This window comes from Fictibacillus barbaricus, from assembly GCF_031457135.1.
GTDB classification, from domain to species: domain Bacteria; phylum Bacillota; class Bacilli; order Bacillales; family Fictibacillaceae; genus Fictibacillus; species Fictibacillus barbaricus_A.
Genome location: NZ_JAVDWA010000006.1, coordinates 171,838 through 188,539, shown reverse-complemented (window position 1 = coordinate 188,539; position 16,702 = coordinate 171,838). Strand labels below are relative to the sequence as shown.

At 37.7% G+C, this 16,702-nt stretch carries 14 protein-coding genes and 1 pseudogene; 10 read left to right on the top strand and 5 right to left on the bottom strand.

The window, feature by feature from the left end:
- The first annotated feature begins 402 nt into the window (after positions 1–402).
- From J2X07_RS16045 to yugI, 3 genes are all read left to right on the top strand, one after another.
- Positions 403–1,785 carry a class II fumarate hydratase gene (locus J2X07_RS16045; RefSeq protein WP_310260932.1) on the top strand — a complete coding sequence of 461 codons (1,383 nt, stop codon included), beginning with the start codon at positions 403–405 and terminating at the stop codon, positions 1,783–1,785.
- Between the two features lie 228 nt (positions 1,786–2,013).
- Positions 2,014–3,930 carry an asparagine synthase (glutamine-hydrolyzing) gene (gene asnB / locus J2X07_RS16040; protein ID WP_310260930.1) on the top strand — a complete coding sequence of 639 codons (1,917 nt, stop codon included), beginning with the start codon at positions 2,014–2,016 and terminating at the stop codon, positions 3,928–3,930.
- A gap of 78 nt (positions 3,931–4,008) precedes the next feature.
- Positions 4,009–4,428, top strand: a complete 420-nt coding sequence (yugI, locus tag J2X07_RS16035; RefSeq protein WP_310260928.1) for a S1 domain-containing post-transcriptional regulator GSP13 — start codon at positions 4,009–4,011, stop codon at positions 4,426–4,428.
- A gap of 64 nt (positions 4,429–4,492) precedes the next feature.
- On the opposite strand, the gene J2X07_RS16030 is transcribed toward yugI, so the two are convergent.
- Complete coding sequence (locus J2X07_RS16030; RefSeq protein ID WP_310260926.1) at positions 4,493–4,729, bottom strand: DUF378 domain-containing protein; 237 nt, start codon at positions 4,727–4,729, stop codon at positions 4,493–4,495.
- 198 nt (positions 4,730–4,927) lie between these two features.
- Between J2X07_RS16030 and J2X07_RS16025 the strand changes: the two genes are divergently transcribed.
- The 3 genes from J2X07_RS16025 to J2X07_RS16015 all read left to right on the top strand — a co-directional run bounded on the left by J2X07_RS16025 (position 4,928) and on the right by J2X07_RS16015 (position 8,174).
- A complete protein-coding gene (locus tag J2X07_RS16025) occupies positions 4,928–6,091 on the top strand; it encodes an iron-containing alcohol dehydrogenase (RefSeq protein ID WP_310260924.1) in 1,164 nt (387 codons plus the stop codon).
- A 154-nt stretch (positions 6,092–6,245) separates the two neighbouring features.
- Positions 6,246–7,595, top strand: a complete 1,350-nt coding sequence (locus J2X07_RS16020; RefSeq protein ID WP_310260921.1) for a glucose-6-phosphate isomerase — start codon at positions 6,246–6,248, stop codon at positions 7,593–7,595.
- Positions 7,596–7,769: 174 nt separating this feature from the next.
- Positions 7,770–8,174 carry a YugN-like family protein gene (locus tag J2X07_RS16015; protein ID WP_310260918.1) on the top strand — a complete coding sequence of 135 codons (405 nt, stop codon included), beginning with the start codon at positions 7,770–7,772 and terminating at the stop codon, positions 8,172–8,174.
- A 759-nt stretch (positions 8,175–8,933) separates the two neighbouring features.
- Here the strand turns inward: J2X07_RS16015 and J2X07_RS16010 are convergent.
- The 3 genes from J2X07_RS16010 to J2X07_RS16000 form a co-directional block, all read right to left on the bottom strand.
- Entirely contained in the window at positions 8,934–9,719 is a 786-nt protein-coding gene (locus tag J2X07_RS16010; protein WP_310260915.1) for a potassium channel family protein, read from the bottom strand.
- Positions 9,720–9,811: 92 nt separating this feature from the next.
- The gene (locus tag J2X07_RS16005) at positions 9,812–11,383 is read right to left on the bottom strand and encodes an anti-sigma-I factor RsgI family protein (RefSeq protein ID WP_310260912.1); all 1,572 of its coding nucleotides are present in this window, start codon (positions 11,381–11,383) and stop codon (positions 9,812–9,814) included.
- Complete coding sequence (locus J2X07_RS16000) at positions 11,380–11,814, bottom strand: hypothetical protein (protein ID WP_310260908.1); 435 nt, start codon at positions 11,812–11,814, stop codon at positions 11,380–11,382. Before J2X07_RS16000 ends, J2X07_RS16005 begins: the two co-directional genes overlap by 4 nt.
- 169 nt (positions 11,815–11,983) lie before the next feature.
- Between J2X07_RS16000 and J2X07_RS15995 the strand changes: the two genes are divergently transcribed.
- The gene (locus J2X07_RS15995; RefSeq protein ID WP_310260905.1) at positions 11,984–12,241 is read left to right on the top strand and encodes an atypical membrane-integrating protein (Mistic protein); all 258 of its coding nucleotides are present in this window, start codon (positions 11,984–11,986) and stop codon (positions 12,239–12,241) included.
- A gap of 230 nt (positions 12,242–12,471) precedes the next feature.
- A pseudogene (locus tag J2X07_RS15990) lies at positions 12,472–12,927 on the top strand (WYL domain-containing protein); the annotation flags it as partial.
- 53 nt (positions 12,928–12,980) lie between these two features.
- Here the strand turns inward: J2X07_RS15990 and J2X07_RS15985 are convergent.
- Positions 12,981–13,331, bottom strand: coding sequence for a hypothetical protein (locus J2X07_RS15985; RefSeq protein ID WP_310260902.1), 351 nt, complete (start codon positions 13,329–13,331; stop codon positions 12,981–12,983).
- A gap of 450 nt (positions 13,332–13,781) precedes the next feature.
- Here J2X07_RS15985 and J2X07_RS15980 point away from each other — a divergent pair, with 450 nt between their 5' ends.
- Complete coding sequence (locus J2X07_RS15980; RefSeq protein WP_310260898.1) at positions 13,782–15,614, top strand: PAS domain S-box protein; 1,833 nt, start codon at positions 13,782–13,784, stop codon at positions 15,612–15,614.
- A gap of 218 nt (positions 15,615–15,832) precedes the next feature.
- Complete coding sequence (locus J2X07_RS15975) at positions 15,833–16,618, top strand: transporter substrate-binding domain-containing protein (protein ID WP_310260895.1); 786 nt, start codon at positions 15,833–15,835, stop codon at positions 16,616–16,618.
- The last annotated feature ends 84 nt before the right edge of the window (positions 16,619–16,702 follow it).

Genomic DNA, 16,702 nt, shown 5'->3' with positions numbered 1-16,702 from the left:
TTGTATGAATGAATGGTGTTGCGGGGATAATGAAAGAAAAAATGGAGAGATGATATGCATAGTCGACAAACAGTCCGCTATATTTGCGAAGAATACACGAGCGGAAACTGTTATTATTATAAAAGCGAAATTATTACACATGATAATTGGAAAAACCTTGACTCCCTTTCCTGGTCAAGTCCCCGTCCAATTTCACGTAAGACCTTTTTAAAACAAAAAAAAGCAGGATTTAAAACCGAATATCGGTTCATCAAAAAAGAGCCAGCTCAGGTATTACCATTACCATTACTATCAAAACCGTCATTCTAGGCGGTTTTTTCTATAGATATAAAAAATGATTACATCTATTTTGTGTAAGGGAATACAAGTAATATGGACTTTTCATTAGAAGGAGTGAAAACAATGGACAAATTTAGAACAGCAAAAGACACATTAGGTGAGGTACAAGTGCCAGTTGATGTTTATTATGGTGCCCAAACGCAAAGAGCAGTTGAGAACTTTCCGATAAGTGGACTTCGGTTACCGCCTGCATTTGTAAAAGCACAAGCGATTATTAAGGCGAGTGCAGCCTCTTCCAACAAACAATGTGGTGCATTAGATGCCAAAAAGGCAGAAAACATCATTCAAGCGGCAGAGGAAATCATCGAAGGGAAGTGGCTGGATCAATTCGTTGTGGACGCCTATCAAGCAGGGGCAGGCACCTCTCAAAATATGAACATGAATGAAGTAATCGCCTCTCGTGCATCTGAATTAATGGGTGGAGAAAAAGGAGATTTTTCAATCGTTCATCCGAATGATGATGTGAATATGTCTCAATCCACCAATGATACGATACCGACTGCCATTCAGCTTTCCATTGCGGATCAATTACATAACGTTTTATATCCGGCAATCGACCAGCTGATCGCTCAATTAGATGAAAAAGAAGGGGAATTCCATTCTGTTGTGAAGGCCGGCAGAACACATCTGCAAGATGCAGTACCCATACGGTTAGGAAGTGAATTTAAAGGCTATAAAGGAGCCGTTCAATCCGTTAAGAAATCATTAAAACATGCTGAGAAGTCACTTTACGAGCTGGGTCTCGGCGGAAATGCCGTTGGGACAGGAATTAATGCTCACGAAAACTATGCAAAACTTGCCATTCAAGAGTTAGCAAAACGTACAGATCTTCCCTATGTACAAAGTGAAAACACCTATTCTTTTATGCAGAACACAAATGCTGCGATTCGAATCAGCGGTCATCTAAAAGAACTCGCCGTTCATCTCATAAAAATATCAAGTGATTTACGGCTGTTAAGCAGCGGACCGCGAACAGGGCTCGCTGAAATTAGCTTGCCAGCCGTTCAGCCAGGGTCTTCCATAATGCCGGGCAAGATTAATCCTGTTATCCTTGAAAATTTATATATGATCTGTTCACAGGTTATCGGAAACGACACATGTGTAACAACCGCTGCAATCGGAAGCCAGCTGGAAATCAACCCAATGATGCCTGTGATCGGCTACAATGTTTTGCAATCGATCACCATCATCAGTAACGGCATGAAAGTTTTTACAGAAAAATGTTTAAAAGAGATTAAGGCTAATGAAGAAAATATCACAAAATGGCTGGATCAAAGCTTATCACTCGTAACGGCGCTGAATCCTCATATTGGTTACGAAAAAGCTGCAGCAATTGCAAAAGAAAGCTTTGAAACGGGGAAGATGCTAAAAGAGATTTTAGTGGAGAAAGGTATCTTTACTTCTGAAGAAGCTGAAAAAATATTAGACCCGAAAAACATGCTATAAATGTAATTAATGAAACTTTTATATTACTTTCCTCGACAAATATAGTACAGATTCTCTGTTTTTCATTTTTTTTACAAAAATATAGTAAAGTCTGTAAAAAAAGCGTTATAATAGAGAGGTTCATTCTCAAATTAAGGAATTAAATAGATATATTGGAAAACTATTTAATAGTTGAACCGGATTGGAATGAAAGTGAACTTTGAGCTGTATTATGGGAGGAAATAGAAAATGTGTGGCTTTATCGGGTATATGTTAAACACTCCGGAGTCGGTTGAACAAAAGGAAACAGAACAATTAATAAATATGACGAACATTATAACCCACCGCGGACCTGATGATAGTGGTCATTTTGTTGACCAGTATGTTCGATTTGGGTTTCGCCGTTTAAGTATTATAGATATAGAGAGCGGAAAACAGCCATTATCCTATGAAGATGACCGTTATTGGATCATCTTTAACGGTGAAATATATAATTATGTTGAAATAAGAAAAGAACTAGAAGAAAAAGGGTATGAATTCAAAACACACTCTGATACGGAAGTCATTTTAGCTCTATTTAGTGACCGCCGGGAAGAAGCGATGAAAATGCTTCGCGGTATGTTCGGTTTTTTAATCTGGGATAAAGAAACAAAAGAGCTTTATGGTGCCCGAGATCCATTTGGAATCAAGCCTTTCTTTTATTTAGAAGATGAAAATGCACTGTACTGTGCTTCCGAAAAAAAGAGTATTACGCTTGTGAAAGAGGATCAGAAGGTTGACACTGAGGCGCTTCATCATTATTTAACGTATCAGTTTGTTCCTGAGCCAATGACAATGACGAAGGATATTAAAAAATTAGAGCCAGGCCATTATTTTATAAAAAAAGCTGGAAGACCGATGCAGATCAAACCGTATTGGAAGCCATCTTTTGAACCGAAAAAAATGACACTTGAATCCGCGAAAGATGATATCCGATCTGTGATGCGTGATTCTGTCAAAATGCATATGCGTTCAGATGTTCCCGTTGGAGCATTCTTGTCAGGCGGTATCGACTCAAGTACGATTGTTGCCCTGGCAAGTGAACTTCATCCTGCTTTGAAAACGTTCACAGTTGGTTTTGAAAGAGAGGGCTTCAGTGAAATTGACGTTGCTGTTCAGACAGCGGCTGCACTAAATGTTGAAAACATTCATTATCTTGTGAAGCCTGATGAATTTATGAGGGAGCTTCCGAAGATTATTTGGCATATGGATGACCCCGTTGCAGATCCCGCTGCAGTACCGTTATATTTTGTTGCAAGAGAAGCCGCAAAGCATGTGACTGTTGTGTTGTCTGGCGAAGGTGCTGATGAGCTGTTTGGAGGCTATAATATTTATCACGAGCCAAATTCATTGCGTCACCTAACAGCGATGCCAAAGGGACTTGCAAAAGGTCTTGCAGCGATCGCAGGAGTTCTTCCTGAAGGAATGAAGGGCAAAAGTTTTTTAGAACGAGGAAGCATGACGATTGAAGAGCGTTACATCGGAAATGCAAAAATGTTTTCTGAAGCCGAAAAAAGCAAACTGCTGAAAGAATATCGTTCGGCTTATAATTATAAGAACATCACAAAACCTTTATATGAAAATGCTAAGGATTTTCATGACGTCCATAAGATGCAATACATTGATTTGCATACATGGATGAGAGGCGACATTCTTGTTAAAGCGGATAAGATGACGATGGCCCATTCCTTGGAATTAAGGGTTCCGTTCCTTGATAAGGAAGTATTTAAAGTCGCATCGCAATTACATCCAGAACTGACTGTAACGAATGGCACAACAAAATATGCGCTAAGAGAAGCGATGAAAGGAATCGTGCCTGAATCTGTTTTATATCGTAAGAAGTTAGGCTTCCCGGTTCCAATCCGTCATTGGCTGAAGAACGAAATGTACAGCTGGGCGAAACAATTAATTTTAACAAGTGATACAGATCGATATTTAAAGAAAGAAGTCGTACTCCAACTGTTAGATGCTCATAAAGACGGCAAAGGGGACTATAGCAGAAAAATCTGGACGGTTCTTATGTTTATGCTCTGGCATCAAGTAAATATTGAGAATGTTTATGAATTCGGCAAAGAGTCTATCCAGCATGCAAAAAGTGAGAAAGAAATGACAGTTACAAGCCTTTAAACACTCCTTTATTAAGTTTTGCAATGTTCTCTAGTTATGTTATACTAAACAGGTTAAAAAATAGTTAGGAGTGTTTTCATGAATTTTGAAGTTGGTAGCATTGTTGAAGGAAAAGTTACAGGCATTAAGCCTTTTGGCGCGTTTGTTGCATTAGATGATAATGTGCAAGGTCTTGTGCATATTTCTGAAGTTTCTCATGGTTTCGTTAAAGATATTAACGACACACTAAGTGTAGGGGATGTTGTGTCAGTAAAAGTACTATCTATTGACGAAGACAGCAAGAAAATTTCACTTTCAATCCGTCAAACACAGGAAGCTCCGGCACCGGCACCTAAAAAAGAGCGTCGTCCTGCTGGCGGATTCAACAACAACAAGAAAAGCAACAACAATACACAAGACGCTAACAAAGGTTTCAACACGCTTGAAACGAAGTTAAAAGAATGGTTAAAAGAGTCTTCAGATCGTCAAGCTCAACTTAACAAGCGTCTTAAAAAGTAAGAAAAACCTCTCGTTGGAGAGGTTTTTTTATTTTGCTGCTTTTAGATATGATTGATTTCCTTTATTATGCTTGATCGGGTTCCGCATATCCTTCACGGTTAAGTTCTTCAGAAGGCTTAAATAAAAGTGTTAAACAATACAATCCAGAAATCCCCACTAATCCGTATACAATTCTTGCTAAAATACTGTTTTGTCCTCCGAAGATTGCTGCTACTAAATCAAACTGAAAAAAACCAATCAGACCCCAGTTAATCGCACCAATAATTACAAGTGCTAAAGTGAATCGCTGTAAACCGCTCATGTTTTTATCCTCCTTTTTTTGCAAATAAACTATGCATTATTAGCATGTCAAATCACGTTAACATTATGCATTTACCTATTCCTAGCATGAAAAAAGTTAGAAAAACAAAAGCTAAAAGTTGGGGTAAGCTAATTACTTTACTTCATGAACGATGTCCCACATAATACGGATTACATGAAAGAAAAAGGAGAGATTGCAATGAATTCGTATATATATTACAATCCAACTCGATTGGTTTTTGGAAAAGATCAGCTTCCCTCATTAAAGGATGAACTGGGTGTTTATGGCAAAAAAGTTTTACTTGTATATGGCGGAGGCAGCATAAAAAGAAGCGGCTTGTACGATGAAGTTGTAAATGAACTTAAAAACATGGGAGCAGAAGTAAGTGAACTTTCAGGCGTCGAGCCAAACCCAAGATTATCAACTGTCAAAAAGGGTGTTGAAATCTGTAAAGAAAAAGGCATTGAATGTTTGCTTGCTGTTGGCGGTGGAAGTGTAATTGATTGTACAAAAGCAATCGCAGCTGGTGCCAAATATGATGGTGATGTATGGGATATTATCACCTTAAAAGCAACTCCTAAAGAAGCACTGCCTTTTGGAACAGTTTTAACCCTTGCTGCAACTGGTTCAGAAATGAACTCAGGCTCAGTTATTACAAACTGGGAAACACAAGAAAAATATGGATGGGGAAGCCCTCTTGTTTTTCCGAAGTTCTCCATTCTAGATCCCTCTTATACCTTTACCGTTCCTAAAGATCAAACCATCTATGGAATCGTTGATATGATGTCACACGTTTTAGAGCAATACTTTCATAATGCTGAAAATACACCATTACAAGATCGTTTTGCTGAGTCCATTTTGTTAACTGTTATGGAAACAGCGCCAAAACTTATAGAAGATCTTGAAAATTATGATCTTCGTGAAACGATTCTCTACAATGGAACGATGGCATTAAACGGAACACTTCAAATGGGAGTACGCGGCGATTGGGGAAGCCATAATATTGAACATGCAGTTTCTGCTGTTTATGATATCCCTCATGCAGGCGGATTGGCAATTCTATTCCCGAATTGGATGCGTCATAATGTAGACACGAACGTTGCCCGATTTAAGCAGCTGGCAACCCGTGTATTCGGCGTAGAGACAGAAGGTAAATTAGATAAAGAAGTGGCACTCGAAGGAATCGATCGTTTATCATCGTTCTGGACTTCACTTGGTGCGCCTAATAAATTAGCAAATTACAAAATCGATGATTCCAAGCTAGATGTTATCGCGGATAAAGCGATGGCTAGAGGAGAATTCGGAAACTTCAACAAACAAAATAAAGACGATGTATTAAAAATATTAAAGATGTCATTATAAAGAAGGGGTAATACCCTTCTTTTTTACATTGTCATTCGGAATTAAGAATATTCCGTATATTATTAAGAAACCGTTTACAAAGACAGGCTTTCTTGATTTGAACGAATGCTTTGTATAAAGTGAAAGAATAAAGGATTTTTTAGGAGGCTTACATATGACAAAGAAGCTGAGTTTTGATTATAGCAAAGCGCTTTCTTTTATTGGGCAGCATGAAGTGGATTATTTTACAGATGCTGTGAACGCTGCACATAACGCCATTCATAATAAAACCGGTGCAGGCAACGACTTTTTAGGATGGGTAGATCTTCCTGAAAACTATGATCGAGAAGAATTCAGCCGAATTATGAAAAGTGCTGAAAAAATTAAAAGCGATTCAGATGTACTTATCGTCGTTGGAATCGGTGGTTCATATTTGGGAGCTCGCGCTGCGATTGAAATGCTGAATCATTCTTTTTACAATTTGTTATCGAAAGAAGATCGTAAAACGCCACAAGTTTTCTTTGCTGGACAAAACATTTCTTCTACATATGTGAAAGAACTTTTCGATGTGTTGAAAGACAGAGATGTTTCCGTCAATGTTATTTCGAAATCAGGGACAACTACAGAGCCTGCGATTGCTTTTCGTATCTTCAGAAAGTTTTTAGAAGAAAAGTATGGAAAAGAAGAAGCACGCAAACGTATTTATGCGACAACGGATAAAGCACAAGGTGCTCTTAAAACATTAGCAAACGAAGAAGGATACGAATCATTTATCATTCCTGATGATGTAGGTGGACGTTATTCGGTTCTTACTGCAGTAGGACTATTGCCAATCGCAGTAAGCGGTGTAAACATCGAAGACATGATGAATGGTGCGAAAGATGCTGCACATGACTTCAACAATCCTAATCTTGCTGAAAATGGTGCTTATCAATATGCAGCCGTTCGTAATGCCCTTTACAATAAAGGAAAAACGATTGAGTTAATGGTAAACTACGAACCTGGACTTCACTATGTATCCGAGTGGTGGAAACAGCTTTATGGTGAGAGTGAAGGGAAAGACTATAAAGGAATTTATCCTGCTTCTGTTGACTTTACAACAGATCTTCATTCTATGGGACAATATGTTCAAGAAGGACGCCGCGATCTTTTTGAAACGGTATTGTATGTAGATCAAGCTCGTGAAGAAATAACAATTGAAGAAGACGATAAGAACCTTGATAAGTTGAATTTTCTTGCCGGGGAAACAATGGATTTTGTAAACAAAAAAGCGTTTCAAGGTACACTGCTTGCTCATTCTGACGGCGGAGTGCCAAATCTTATCGTATCCATTCCAGAAATGAATGCTTATCATTTTGGATATATGGTGTATTTCTTTGAAAAAGCATGTGCGATCAGCGGTTACTTATTGGGAGTTAACCCGTTTGATCAGCCTGGAGTAGAAGCTTATAAGAAGAATATGTTTGCTCTTCTTGGTAAACCTGGATTTGAAAAAGAAAAAGAAGAACTAGAAAAACGTTTATAGAAGTGTAGGAGCCTGATCATTATTGGTCAGGCTTTTTTAGTTGAAAATGGTCATTTCGTACTCTGTTGCTTTATTGTCATCCATCAAGCGCGTGTTGCATCATATAAAAGCGCTCAAAATAAAAATCGGCAAAATGGTTAGGCTAATCAATAGGAATGTTAAAGGAGGCCGAACATGAAGCCGATTAAAAGTAAGATAGAAAATGAATACATAGCTTTGAATGAAGCAGAAGACGCATTAAAAAGCTTAGGCTTTTCTTACGGAGGCAATTGGGATTATGATCATGGCTATTTTGATTATAAATTAGACGATGAAGTCGGATATACCTTTTTGCGGATTCCATTTAAAGCAGTTGAAGGAGAACTGGACAAAAGAAATACGGTCATTCAAATTGGAGAACCCTTTTTATTAGCTCATAAATATCAAATAGGGCTTGATGACAATGTTGGAGCAGGAAGTGTTTCGGGAAGTTTCAACCAATTTTCAGAACCACAGGACCCTGATGCATCAATCGATAAAAAATGGATCGACATTGCCAAAGAGATCGTTCAAAAAGTCGAAGCAGAACTAATGAAATAAGAAAAGCATGCATGCGGCACAAAAGTGAAATCATCACTTTTGAGTCGTTTTTTTTGTGCGCATTATCTATTTTTTGATAAGTCACTTTTCTAGTGACACTTTTCTAGAGATTATTGCTTCTGAGGCATTTTGTAATTTGACTCCGATGGCAAGTTGATTGGAGTGTAAGGCGCGAGAATCCTGCCCAGCGGAAAGCGAGCAGCCTGGAACGAAAATAAACTACATTCAAAGCAACTATGAATACGAAAACAGTCTTTTTAGGCTCTTTTTTAAAAGATTGTTGCTACAAAGAGATTTTGAAGTTCTTCATTGTAAAGTTGATTGAAGGGGAAGGGGCGAGACTCCTGCGGGACAGGCGGGCAGGTGAGACACTTATACGTGAAACGTAAGAATGTGGCTCACCGCCTGCCCCGCGGAAAGCGAGCACCCTGGGACGGAAATCAACTACTTAAACTTAAAAAACAACAATGAATACGAAAACAGCCTTTGATAAAGGTTCTTATCTAAAAGATTTTTGCTACTCAGAGATTTTTGAAGAACTCTTCATTGAACAGTTAATTGGAGAGGAAGGCGAGACTCCTGCAGGATGAGTGGGACAGGTGAGACTAATCAATGTCACATAGTGACGATTGGGCTCACCGCACACCCTGCGGAAAGCGAGTCCTGCAATGGAGATTAACCTCATTCAATAGCAACAATGAATACGAAAACAGCCTTTGAAAGAAAAAGACCCAAACGATTAATAAAACATCTTTTGGGTCATCCTCCATTTTTGGTGAGGGGATATTTGGATTTTAAGTGTTTTACCATTTCAATAGAAGCCAGATTAGAAGTATGAATGATAAAATCGGCACCAGCTCTTTTGGCATTGATGGTTTGCTCCTTAGTAAGAATTTCTGCATGAATTAGAACATTCTCATTGAGGCCGCGTGCTGTCAAAACAGAAAGAATCGTATTCATGTCTGCATCCTGTTCTGTTAGATTAGAATCCGCTGTAATTAAAACAAGTTTTGCTTTCTCAATATTTGCATTTATCAACGTTTGATCTTCATAAGGCTTTCCTTGAATATAATGGAGGCCGTTCTGGTACAATGGGTTTTCTTTTAAAGAATGATCAATTAAAACTAAGTGATAGGCGGTCATTTCATTTAATAAGGATTTTAATGTGTTGCGAGAACGTTCATTCCAGCCGACAATGATAATATGATCTTCATTTTTATACATATTTTTCCCCTCAAAAAAACGATTTTCATTTTTTACGACTGCAGATGCAAAATGTGCCGTTAAATAAGCTAAAAATGCACCTCCTAAAAAGACAAGAAAAATCGCGAGTATTCGGACAGCATGTGTTTTAGGAGCGATGTCGCCAAAACCAACTGTACCGGCTGTAATGACAGCCCAATAGAAACCTTCAAAAATAGTAGGAAAAGTTTTTCTCTCATAGAAATGCGCTAACAATGCACTTGTTATAAGAATAATGAAAAGAATCAGACCAACTCGAATCAGCATTGGTAGACGTAAGTATTTGTGATATATACCGCGCATGTGCATTCTCCTCCTATTAGCACTATTGCCATAAAAGATAGATGCTTATACGGAGTGATCCTAATTAAAAAAACTCCGGAAATTTCCGGAGTTTACGAGGCTTGCAGATCAGCAGGCTGCGATTGGAGCTCATTCACACTGTTTTCTTCAGAACACTTTTCTTCAGTTGAAGAAAAATCATTGGCGGCATCCTGTGTTGCTTCTGTATCACTTGATGACGCAGTTTCGTAACTTTTTAATAAATTTTGATTGATAAGTGCTAAAGCTTTTTTTGATAAGTCTTCATTAATCACATTCGGATCAGCATTAATGTGTACAGATATTATTGTGCCATCTAGAATAATTTCAATGATAATCGAGTTATCCTTATCTGTTGGATCGACGGGTTCTTCCTGTTTAGGCTTTTGTTCTGTTTCTGTCTTTGGTGTGTTAGCAGGAGCTTCAGTCGTTTTAGGAGCTTCAGTTTTCGGTTCCTCTTTTTTGGGTTCATCACTAGGAAGTTCAGCCTTTGGTTCTTCTTCTTTTGGTTTAGCAGGCTGAGCAGCCGTTTCAGCTTTTTTATCCGGAAGCTTTATCTCTATCTCTTTATCCGGAGATTTTACTGTTGATAATGCTTTTGGCTTTTCTTTTTCTTTAACCATTTTCTTTTCTTTATCTTTATCGTTATCTTTTTCAGCTTTACTTGATACTGAAGAACTCTTATTTTCCATTCTCGGTTCTACAAAAGCAAGTGCAGGTTTTGCTGGTTGTTTTTCAGTTTGGTGTGGATCAGGAGAAATCTGTATGCTGTTTCCTTGACCTTCATCAGATTCAGATTCCTTGCCTTCTTTTTGATCTAATACCGGAAGAGGAGGTTCATAAACATGATTTGTTTTTTTCTCATCCGTTGAAGCTGTTTCTTTGTTTTGATCCAGCAACTCTTTGATTGGTCCGACTTTTTCAGATATTTCTTCTATCGTTTTACCCGAAACTTCTTTGGCTGTAATATGGATTCCCGATTTTTTAGCAGCAGTATAAATAGCATATTGTCCGGGAGATATTTTCATTTCCTTTGCTTTTTCACGCTCTTTAGAACTGATGACGATGGTTGTCATCTCAACAGATTTTTCTTTTGCAGTCTTATTCATCACTTCATTAACACGTTCTTTTAGCTCTTGTTCTTTATTCTCAGGGACTTCTTCAGAAAGAGTTGTAGTAATGAGTACTTCATCATCAGTCTGCAAGTATCCAAGTTTTTTGCTGATTTCAAAGATATCATTTGTAACGATTGAAATATTTTTTTTCTTCCAATCTTCTAAATGATTTAAAACATTTTTACCCTCTTCATTAAATGAAACGATGTTTAGCACCTGCATCTTTTCGTTAATTTTTAATTCAAGGCTAGGATCCATATCCATTCCCACATAAGCATATGCACCTTGGCCAGTAATAGGAGATAGCACTTGGAAGAATAATAGAATAATAGCAAGTGCAGCTGCTGTACCTGTTTTCCAATTAAACATCACAGACATAATAGAACCAAGATTCATATTTTTAGTTGGCAGTATGATTTCTTGTCCAACTTGATGGTTTGAGTTTGTGTTCTTAATTTTTTTAAATTCTCCGCCTTCTGCCAGCACAATGAGGTGACGGTTATTAACCTCTACAATTATCGCTTTGTTCATTCGTAAGTTCCTCCCGTTCCAGGCACGTATCGCAGCAGTACCTGATAATTCTCTATAAAAATCAAGGTGAGGGCGGTAATGTATTCACGCTGCCTTTTCATGGTCAGTTTTTGCTGCTGGGATTTTTGATCATGAAGGAGGGGCAAACGTTTCCATGTTAAGAAGTAGTTTCTCATTTCAGGGTTTCCTGCTATTTCTTCTGCTACCCGAATAGCTTGCAATCTTTGTTTGTCATCATGCGGCGAACTCGCTGCTAATTGTCTAAATTCTATTCCAAACTCTTTCAAGCGGCTTTTGAAATGAGAGATTTCCTTAACCGGATCTGGAGTGGTTCTTTCATCTGTACATAAACCTAGAGCAGAATTTGACGCACTTGATTCATGTAAAATGTGAGTCTGTTTTCTTTTGAGTGTAAACCATCTTCGAATCATGTTTTCCCCTCCTTTCTTCGAATATGTAAAAAAATATATATCAAGATAATAATAACCAAATCATTATAGTATACATTCAGTTGAAAACATAGTGAAAATAGTCACACATTGTAAGTTTAGAGAGTTTGATAGTAAAAAGAGATGGAAAAACTAAAGATGGGTGATGAAAGTGAAATATAATAATGAGGACCGCGAAAAATATAGTGAGGCTATAGACCGCATGCAAGAAGGTTTAGATCGGATGATTGATTTATACAATGAAGCAGAAGACGACAAAGAGATTATTCGATATGATGAGGAAGTCATAACAGCCATTGTTCAGGCGAAAGAGAAATTTGGAGATGATTTCATTAATCAAAAAATCAACACCATCGTCAAAGAAGTCCTCTCATTGATGGGGGGACAGACCCTCGAAAAAGACAAATAGCCAATTTGTCTTTTTCGGGCGTACATTACAAATAGAAAGAAAACGTCTTATGGTTGCCATAAGACGTTTTCTTTTATACGATAGCGTCTTTTAAAGATTCTGCAGATTTTTCAGAAAGAAACCGACAGTGAGAACGAATTATCCATCAATGACTTGGTAAAGAAGCTTCAGCAATCTTTTGGTGAGCATTATAGTGTCGAACCTAGAGCGGTGAATATTATTTTGTAAAACCATATGGTGTAGTGTGGAAAAACGATTATTATTATTTAATTGGTGAATATATGAAGTACGGGGAAGTCCGTCATTATCGAATCGACAGAATGAGAAATGTAGAATTAGAAAAAGAGTATTTTAATCCGCAGCAAATGAATCTTCCTGAACGGATCAATCAATCGTTTAACATGTATTCAGGAGAAGAAGCAGCCATTACATTGCAATTCACAAATGATTTAATCAACGTAATGATCGATCGATTTGGGCTGGACGCAGATATTCGACCGTTAGATGAACATACATTTATCGTAAAAACTCGTGCTGCTGTAAGTGAAGGACTGGTCCGCTGGCTGCTTGCCTGGGGTGATCAAGCTAAAGTAATTCATCCGCAAGAGCTCATTGAAAAAATGAAAGAGGAAAGCAGCAAACTTTTTCAAACGTATCACACTGAATTAAACAAAGTACAAACATAACCAACAAAAAAAGAGGATGACCAGAAGATCTGGTTATCCTTTTTTTATGAACCTCAAAAAATATACATCATGACAGGAAACGCATTCCAACAAGCCCAAAGTGTGAAAATAAAAAGCAAGGATACAGGAATGGAAATGATATATTTTAACCATTCAGGGTTATCGTGGTTCATTTGCCATATTTCACGGATAACAAGTACAAAAATCGGAATGAGCAACAGCAGGAAAAAGAACTGTGACCATAATAAATAAGTGGTGGTTTCAGGCTGCAATACAAGCAAACCAATCATAAAAGTAAGTATGGCTGCGCCATATACTGGCCAGGAAATCTTACGGAATTTGTTTGAATCTTTTCTTGTTAATAAGTAAAAAGCAATGGCGGCAAATATTGAAAATAACAACAAAGTCATCCCTCCTAAAAGTATCACTATTAAACTATTACGAGTAAGGTGCCTTCATGAATCTTTCTTATGTAAAGTCAGACTTTAACAAATCGTACATACTTGTACTTACCTCAAAAACAATAAAAGAAATCCTGCAGATGAATGATTTAATCAGAAAAAAGGGTGGAATCATAAAAAACTAATCCAGTTTTTAACGCTTTTTCTAGAGTCTGTTCTCGCCGACATTGATGCTTAAGGAAAACACTTACAAGTGCAGCAGAACATGTGAAAACAGCCTTTATTTTAAACAATCATTTCAATCGAGCGCCTGTGAAAATACTTGAATAACATTCTTTTGTTATATCCTTCAAAAAAGCCTTGTAATTTTTTGTATTTCATAGAAAAATAGATAATATACAATTCTTGTAAAATAATACTCTGCATAAAAATAAACCGGCAAGGATGTAACCTATGCGCGAATCATCGTTTGAAGTAAAAAGAAACAAAGAAATAATGGATACATTATATGAAGCAGTTTCAAGCGGAATTATCGTATTGGATTGCTCAAACAGAATACTGCTTGCAAATCAAAAAGCATGTTCGATACTTGGCCTTTCTAAAAGTGATATGGAGGGGCGTTTTTTGCATGATATGCCCTATAAAATGATCGATCAAAACAAGAGAGAACTATCGTTTCCTGAACTGCCTTCCCAACTAACATTGTCAAATGGTATTGAAGTAAATGAGTATGAGCTTGGATTAATAAGTGAATTGCTAAACGAACTCCGCTGGATCGTCATAAGTACAAAACGGATTCTCGATAACGAGAACAAATTAGATAAAGTCGTGCTGACGTTTGTGGACATCACGAAAAGGAAGGAAACAGAACAAGCACTAAGTCTCAGCGAGGAGCGATTTCGCTCACTCGTTGATTCGATGGACGATACCGTGTTTACCCTCGATAAAAATCTAGTACATACGGGTATCTATGGCAAATGGCTGAAGAAACATAACATTACACCTGCTTATTTTCTCGGCAAAGATATTTATGAGGTGTTCGGAGAAGAGATTAGTAAAGGCTTTGAAAAGGTATGCGAGCAGGTGCTGAAAGGACAGTCACAGCTTTATGAATGGAGCAACATCCGTGGCGGTGAGCGGCTATATTACCAAGATATCCTTTCTCCGATAAGAAATGACCAAGGATTAGTTGAAGGGATTGTAGGAGTTTCAAGGGATATCACAAAAACGAAAAGAATGGAAATAGGACTTCAAGAAAGCGAAGAAAGGTTCCGCCAATTTGCTGAACATGCAAAAGATGTTTTTTGGATGGAAGATTATAAAACACGTAATCTTATCTATGTGTCTAAGGCATACGAGAAAATATGGGATTTAGAAGGTGATGCGCCTTTTACTTCTGTATTTTCTGAAGTTCATTCAGAAGATTGGGATCTTGTGCAAACCTTTATCAAATCAATAGGTTTTGGTGAGCCAGTAATCGAGTATCGCATTCAAAATAATAATAAAAAAATCCGCTGGATCCGGACTCGTGTATTTCCTATTACAAATGACGAAGGTGCGATCTATCGTATTGCAGGAATAACGGAAGATATAACAGATTTAAAGGAAAAGGAAGAACTTCTTAGGAAATCAGATAAGTTAACGGTAGTAGGTGAACTCGCTGCTGGGATCGCTCATGAAATCAGAAATCCTCTCACTAGCATTAAAGGCTTTGTACAGCTGATGAAGCCTGATATGGATGAACTTCATAGTGAAATTATTCTTTCTGAAATGGATCGAATTGAATCGATCATAACCGAATTTCTTGTGCTGGCAAAACCTCATCAAGACACTGTTTTTCAACATCGCAACGTGAATGATTTTATTAAACAAACGATAACTTTGCTTGATTCAGAAGCTAATCTGAACAATGTTCAGTTTAAGACAAATTTACGGAAAGTACCCGATATTTTGTGTGAAGGAAATCAGATTAAACAAGTCATAATTAATGTGATTAAAAATGCGATCGAGGCGATGTTATATGGCGGCAATATTACGGTGGAAACGGGGGTCCATGACGAAGGCTACGTGTATATTAAAGTAATCGATCAAGGGGTTGGTATCGGGGAGGACCGGCTTGCCCGATTAGGAGAACCCTTTTATTCAAACAAAGAAAAAGGGATCGGATTAGGGTTAATGGTCAGCCTGAAAATTGTTGAAAACCATCATGGAAACATAACATTTGAGAGTAAATTAGACTACGGAACGACAGTCACACTGCTGTTGCCAACAAAACTTTTACCCTAAAAGGAAAACACTTCTTTGTCGTAATAATGAAGAAGTGTTTTTTGCTTGCTAACTTGGTGTTTATAACCATTTCTAATAGGGTATTACAAGTACAGGAACATGAAATGATAGATAATTTTCATCCTTTTGAATTTGTTGAAAATTGAGAAAAATAATGTTTCATGTTAACCTTGTGACTTAGTCTTAAACTACTAAATGGGATTTCAAGGAGGATAAGAATGAACGATTTAAAAAAGAGGGTTAGTATTTTAGTAGTGGTTCTATCAATGTTTCTGCTAGCAGCATGCGGCAGCAGCGGTTCAAGCGACGGGGGTCCGGAACTCAAAAACAAGGGGGAGTTTAATTATATCGTCTCTGGTGAGTTTCCTCCATTTAGTTCAGTAGACAAAAATGGTAACCTGACAGGCTTTGATGTGGCTGTAGGTAAGGCAGTAGCAAAAGAACTTGGATTAAAGCCAAAACCGGAAAAGTTTAAATTCCACGGGGCAATTTCCGCCATAAAGGCAGATCGTTTTGACGCAGCAGTGGCAAGCCATACAATCACTGATGATCGTAAGAAAGCAGTGAATTTCAGCGAGCCATACTATTACTCTGGTCCTGTCATCTTCACACGGCCGGACAGTGATATTAAAACAAAAGAAGATTTAAAAGGAAAAGAAGTTGCTGTTTCAAAAGGCTCTACCTATGAAAAATCCGCTCAGGATTTTACCGACAACATTAAAAATTATGATAGTGATGCAACGGCATTGAGAGCATTAAGTGAAGGAAAGCATGATGCGGTTATTACAGATGCTATTACAGGAAAGCAAGCGATTGAAAAAGGCTTTAAAATTGTTGAGCAAGAACAGTTAGGAACAAGTGAGCAAGCAATCGCCGTTAAGAAAGAAGATAAAGAATTATTAAAAGCAATCAACAAAGCTCTTAAGAAACTAAAAGAAGATGGAACACTGGAGAAATTGAGCAAAAAATACATCGGAGCAGATATCACAAAAAAGCCTGAATAACGCAGTGTGAGCCGCCCGCATGTTCAGAATGCCGGCGGCTTTCTTTTTGCACAAACAAGTTTGAGAGAGAAAAAGGGAGGCACC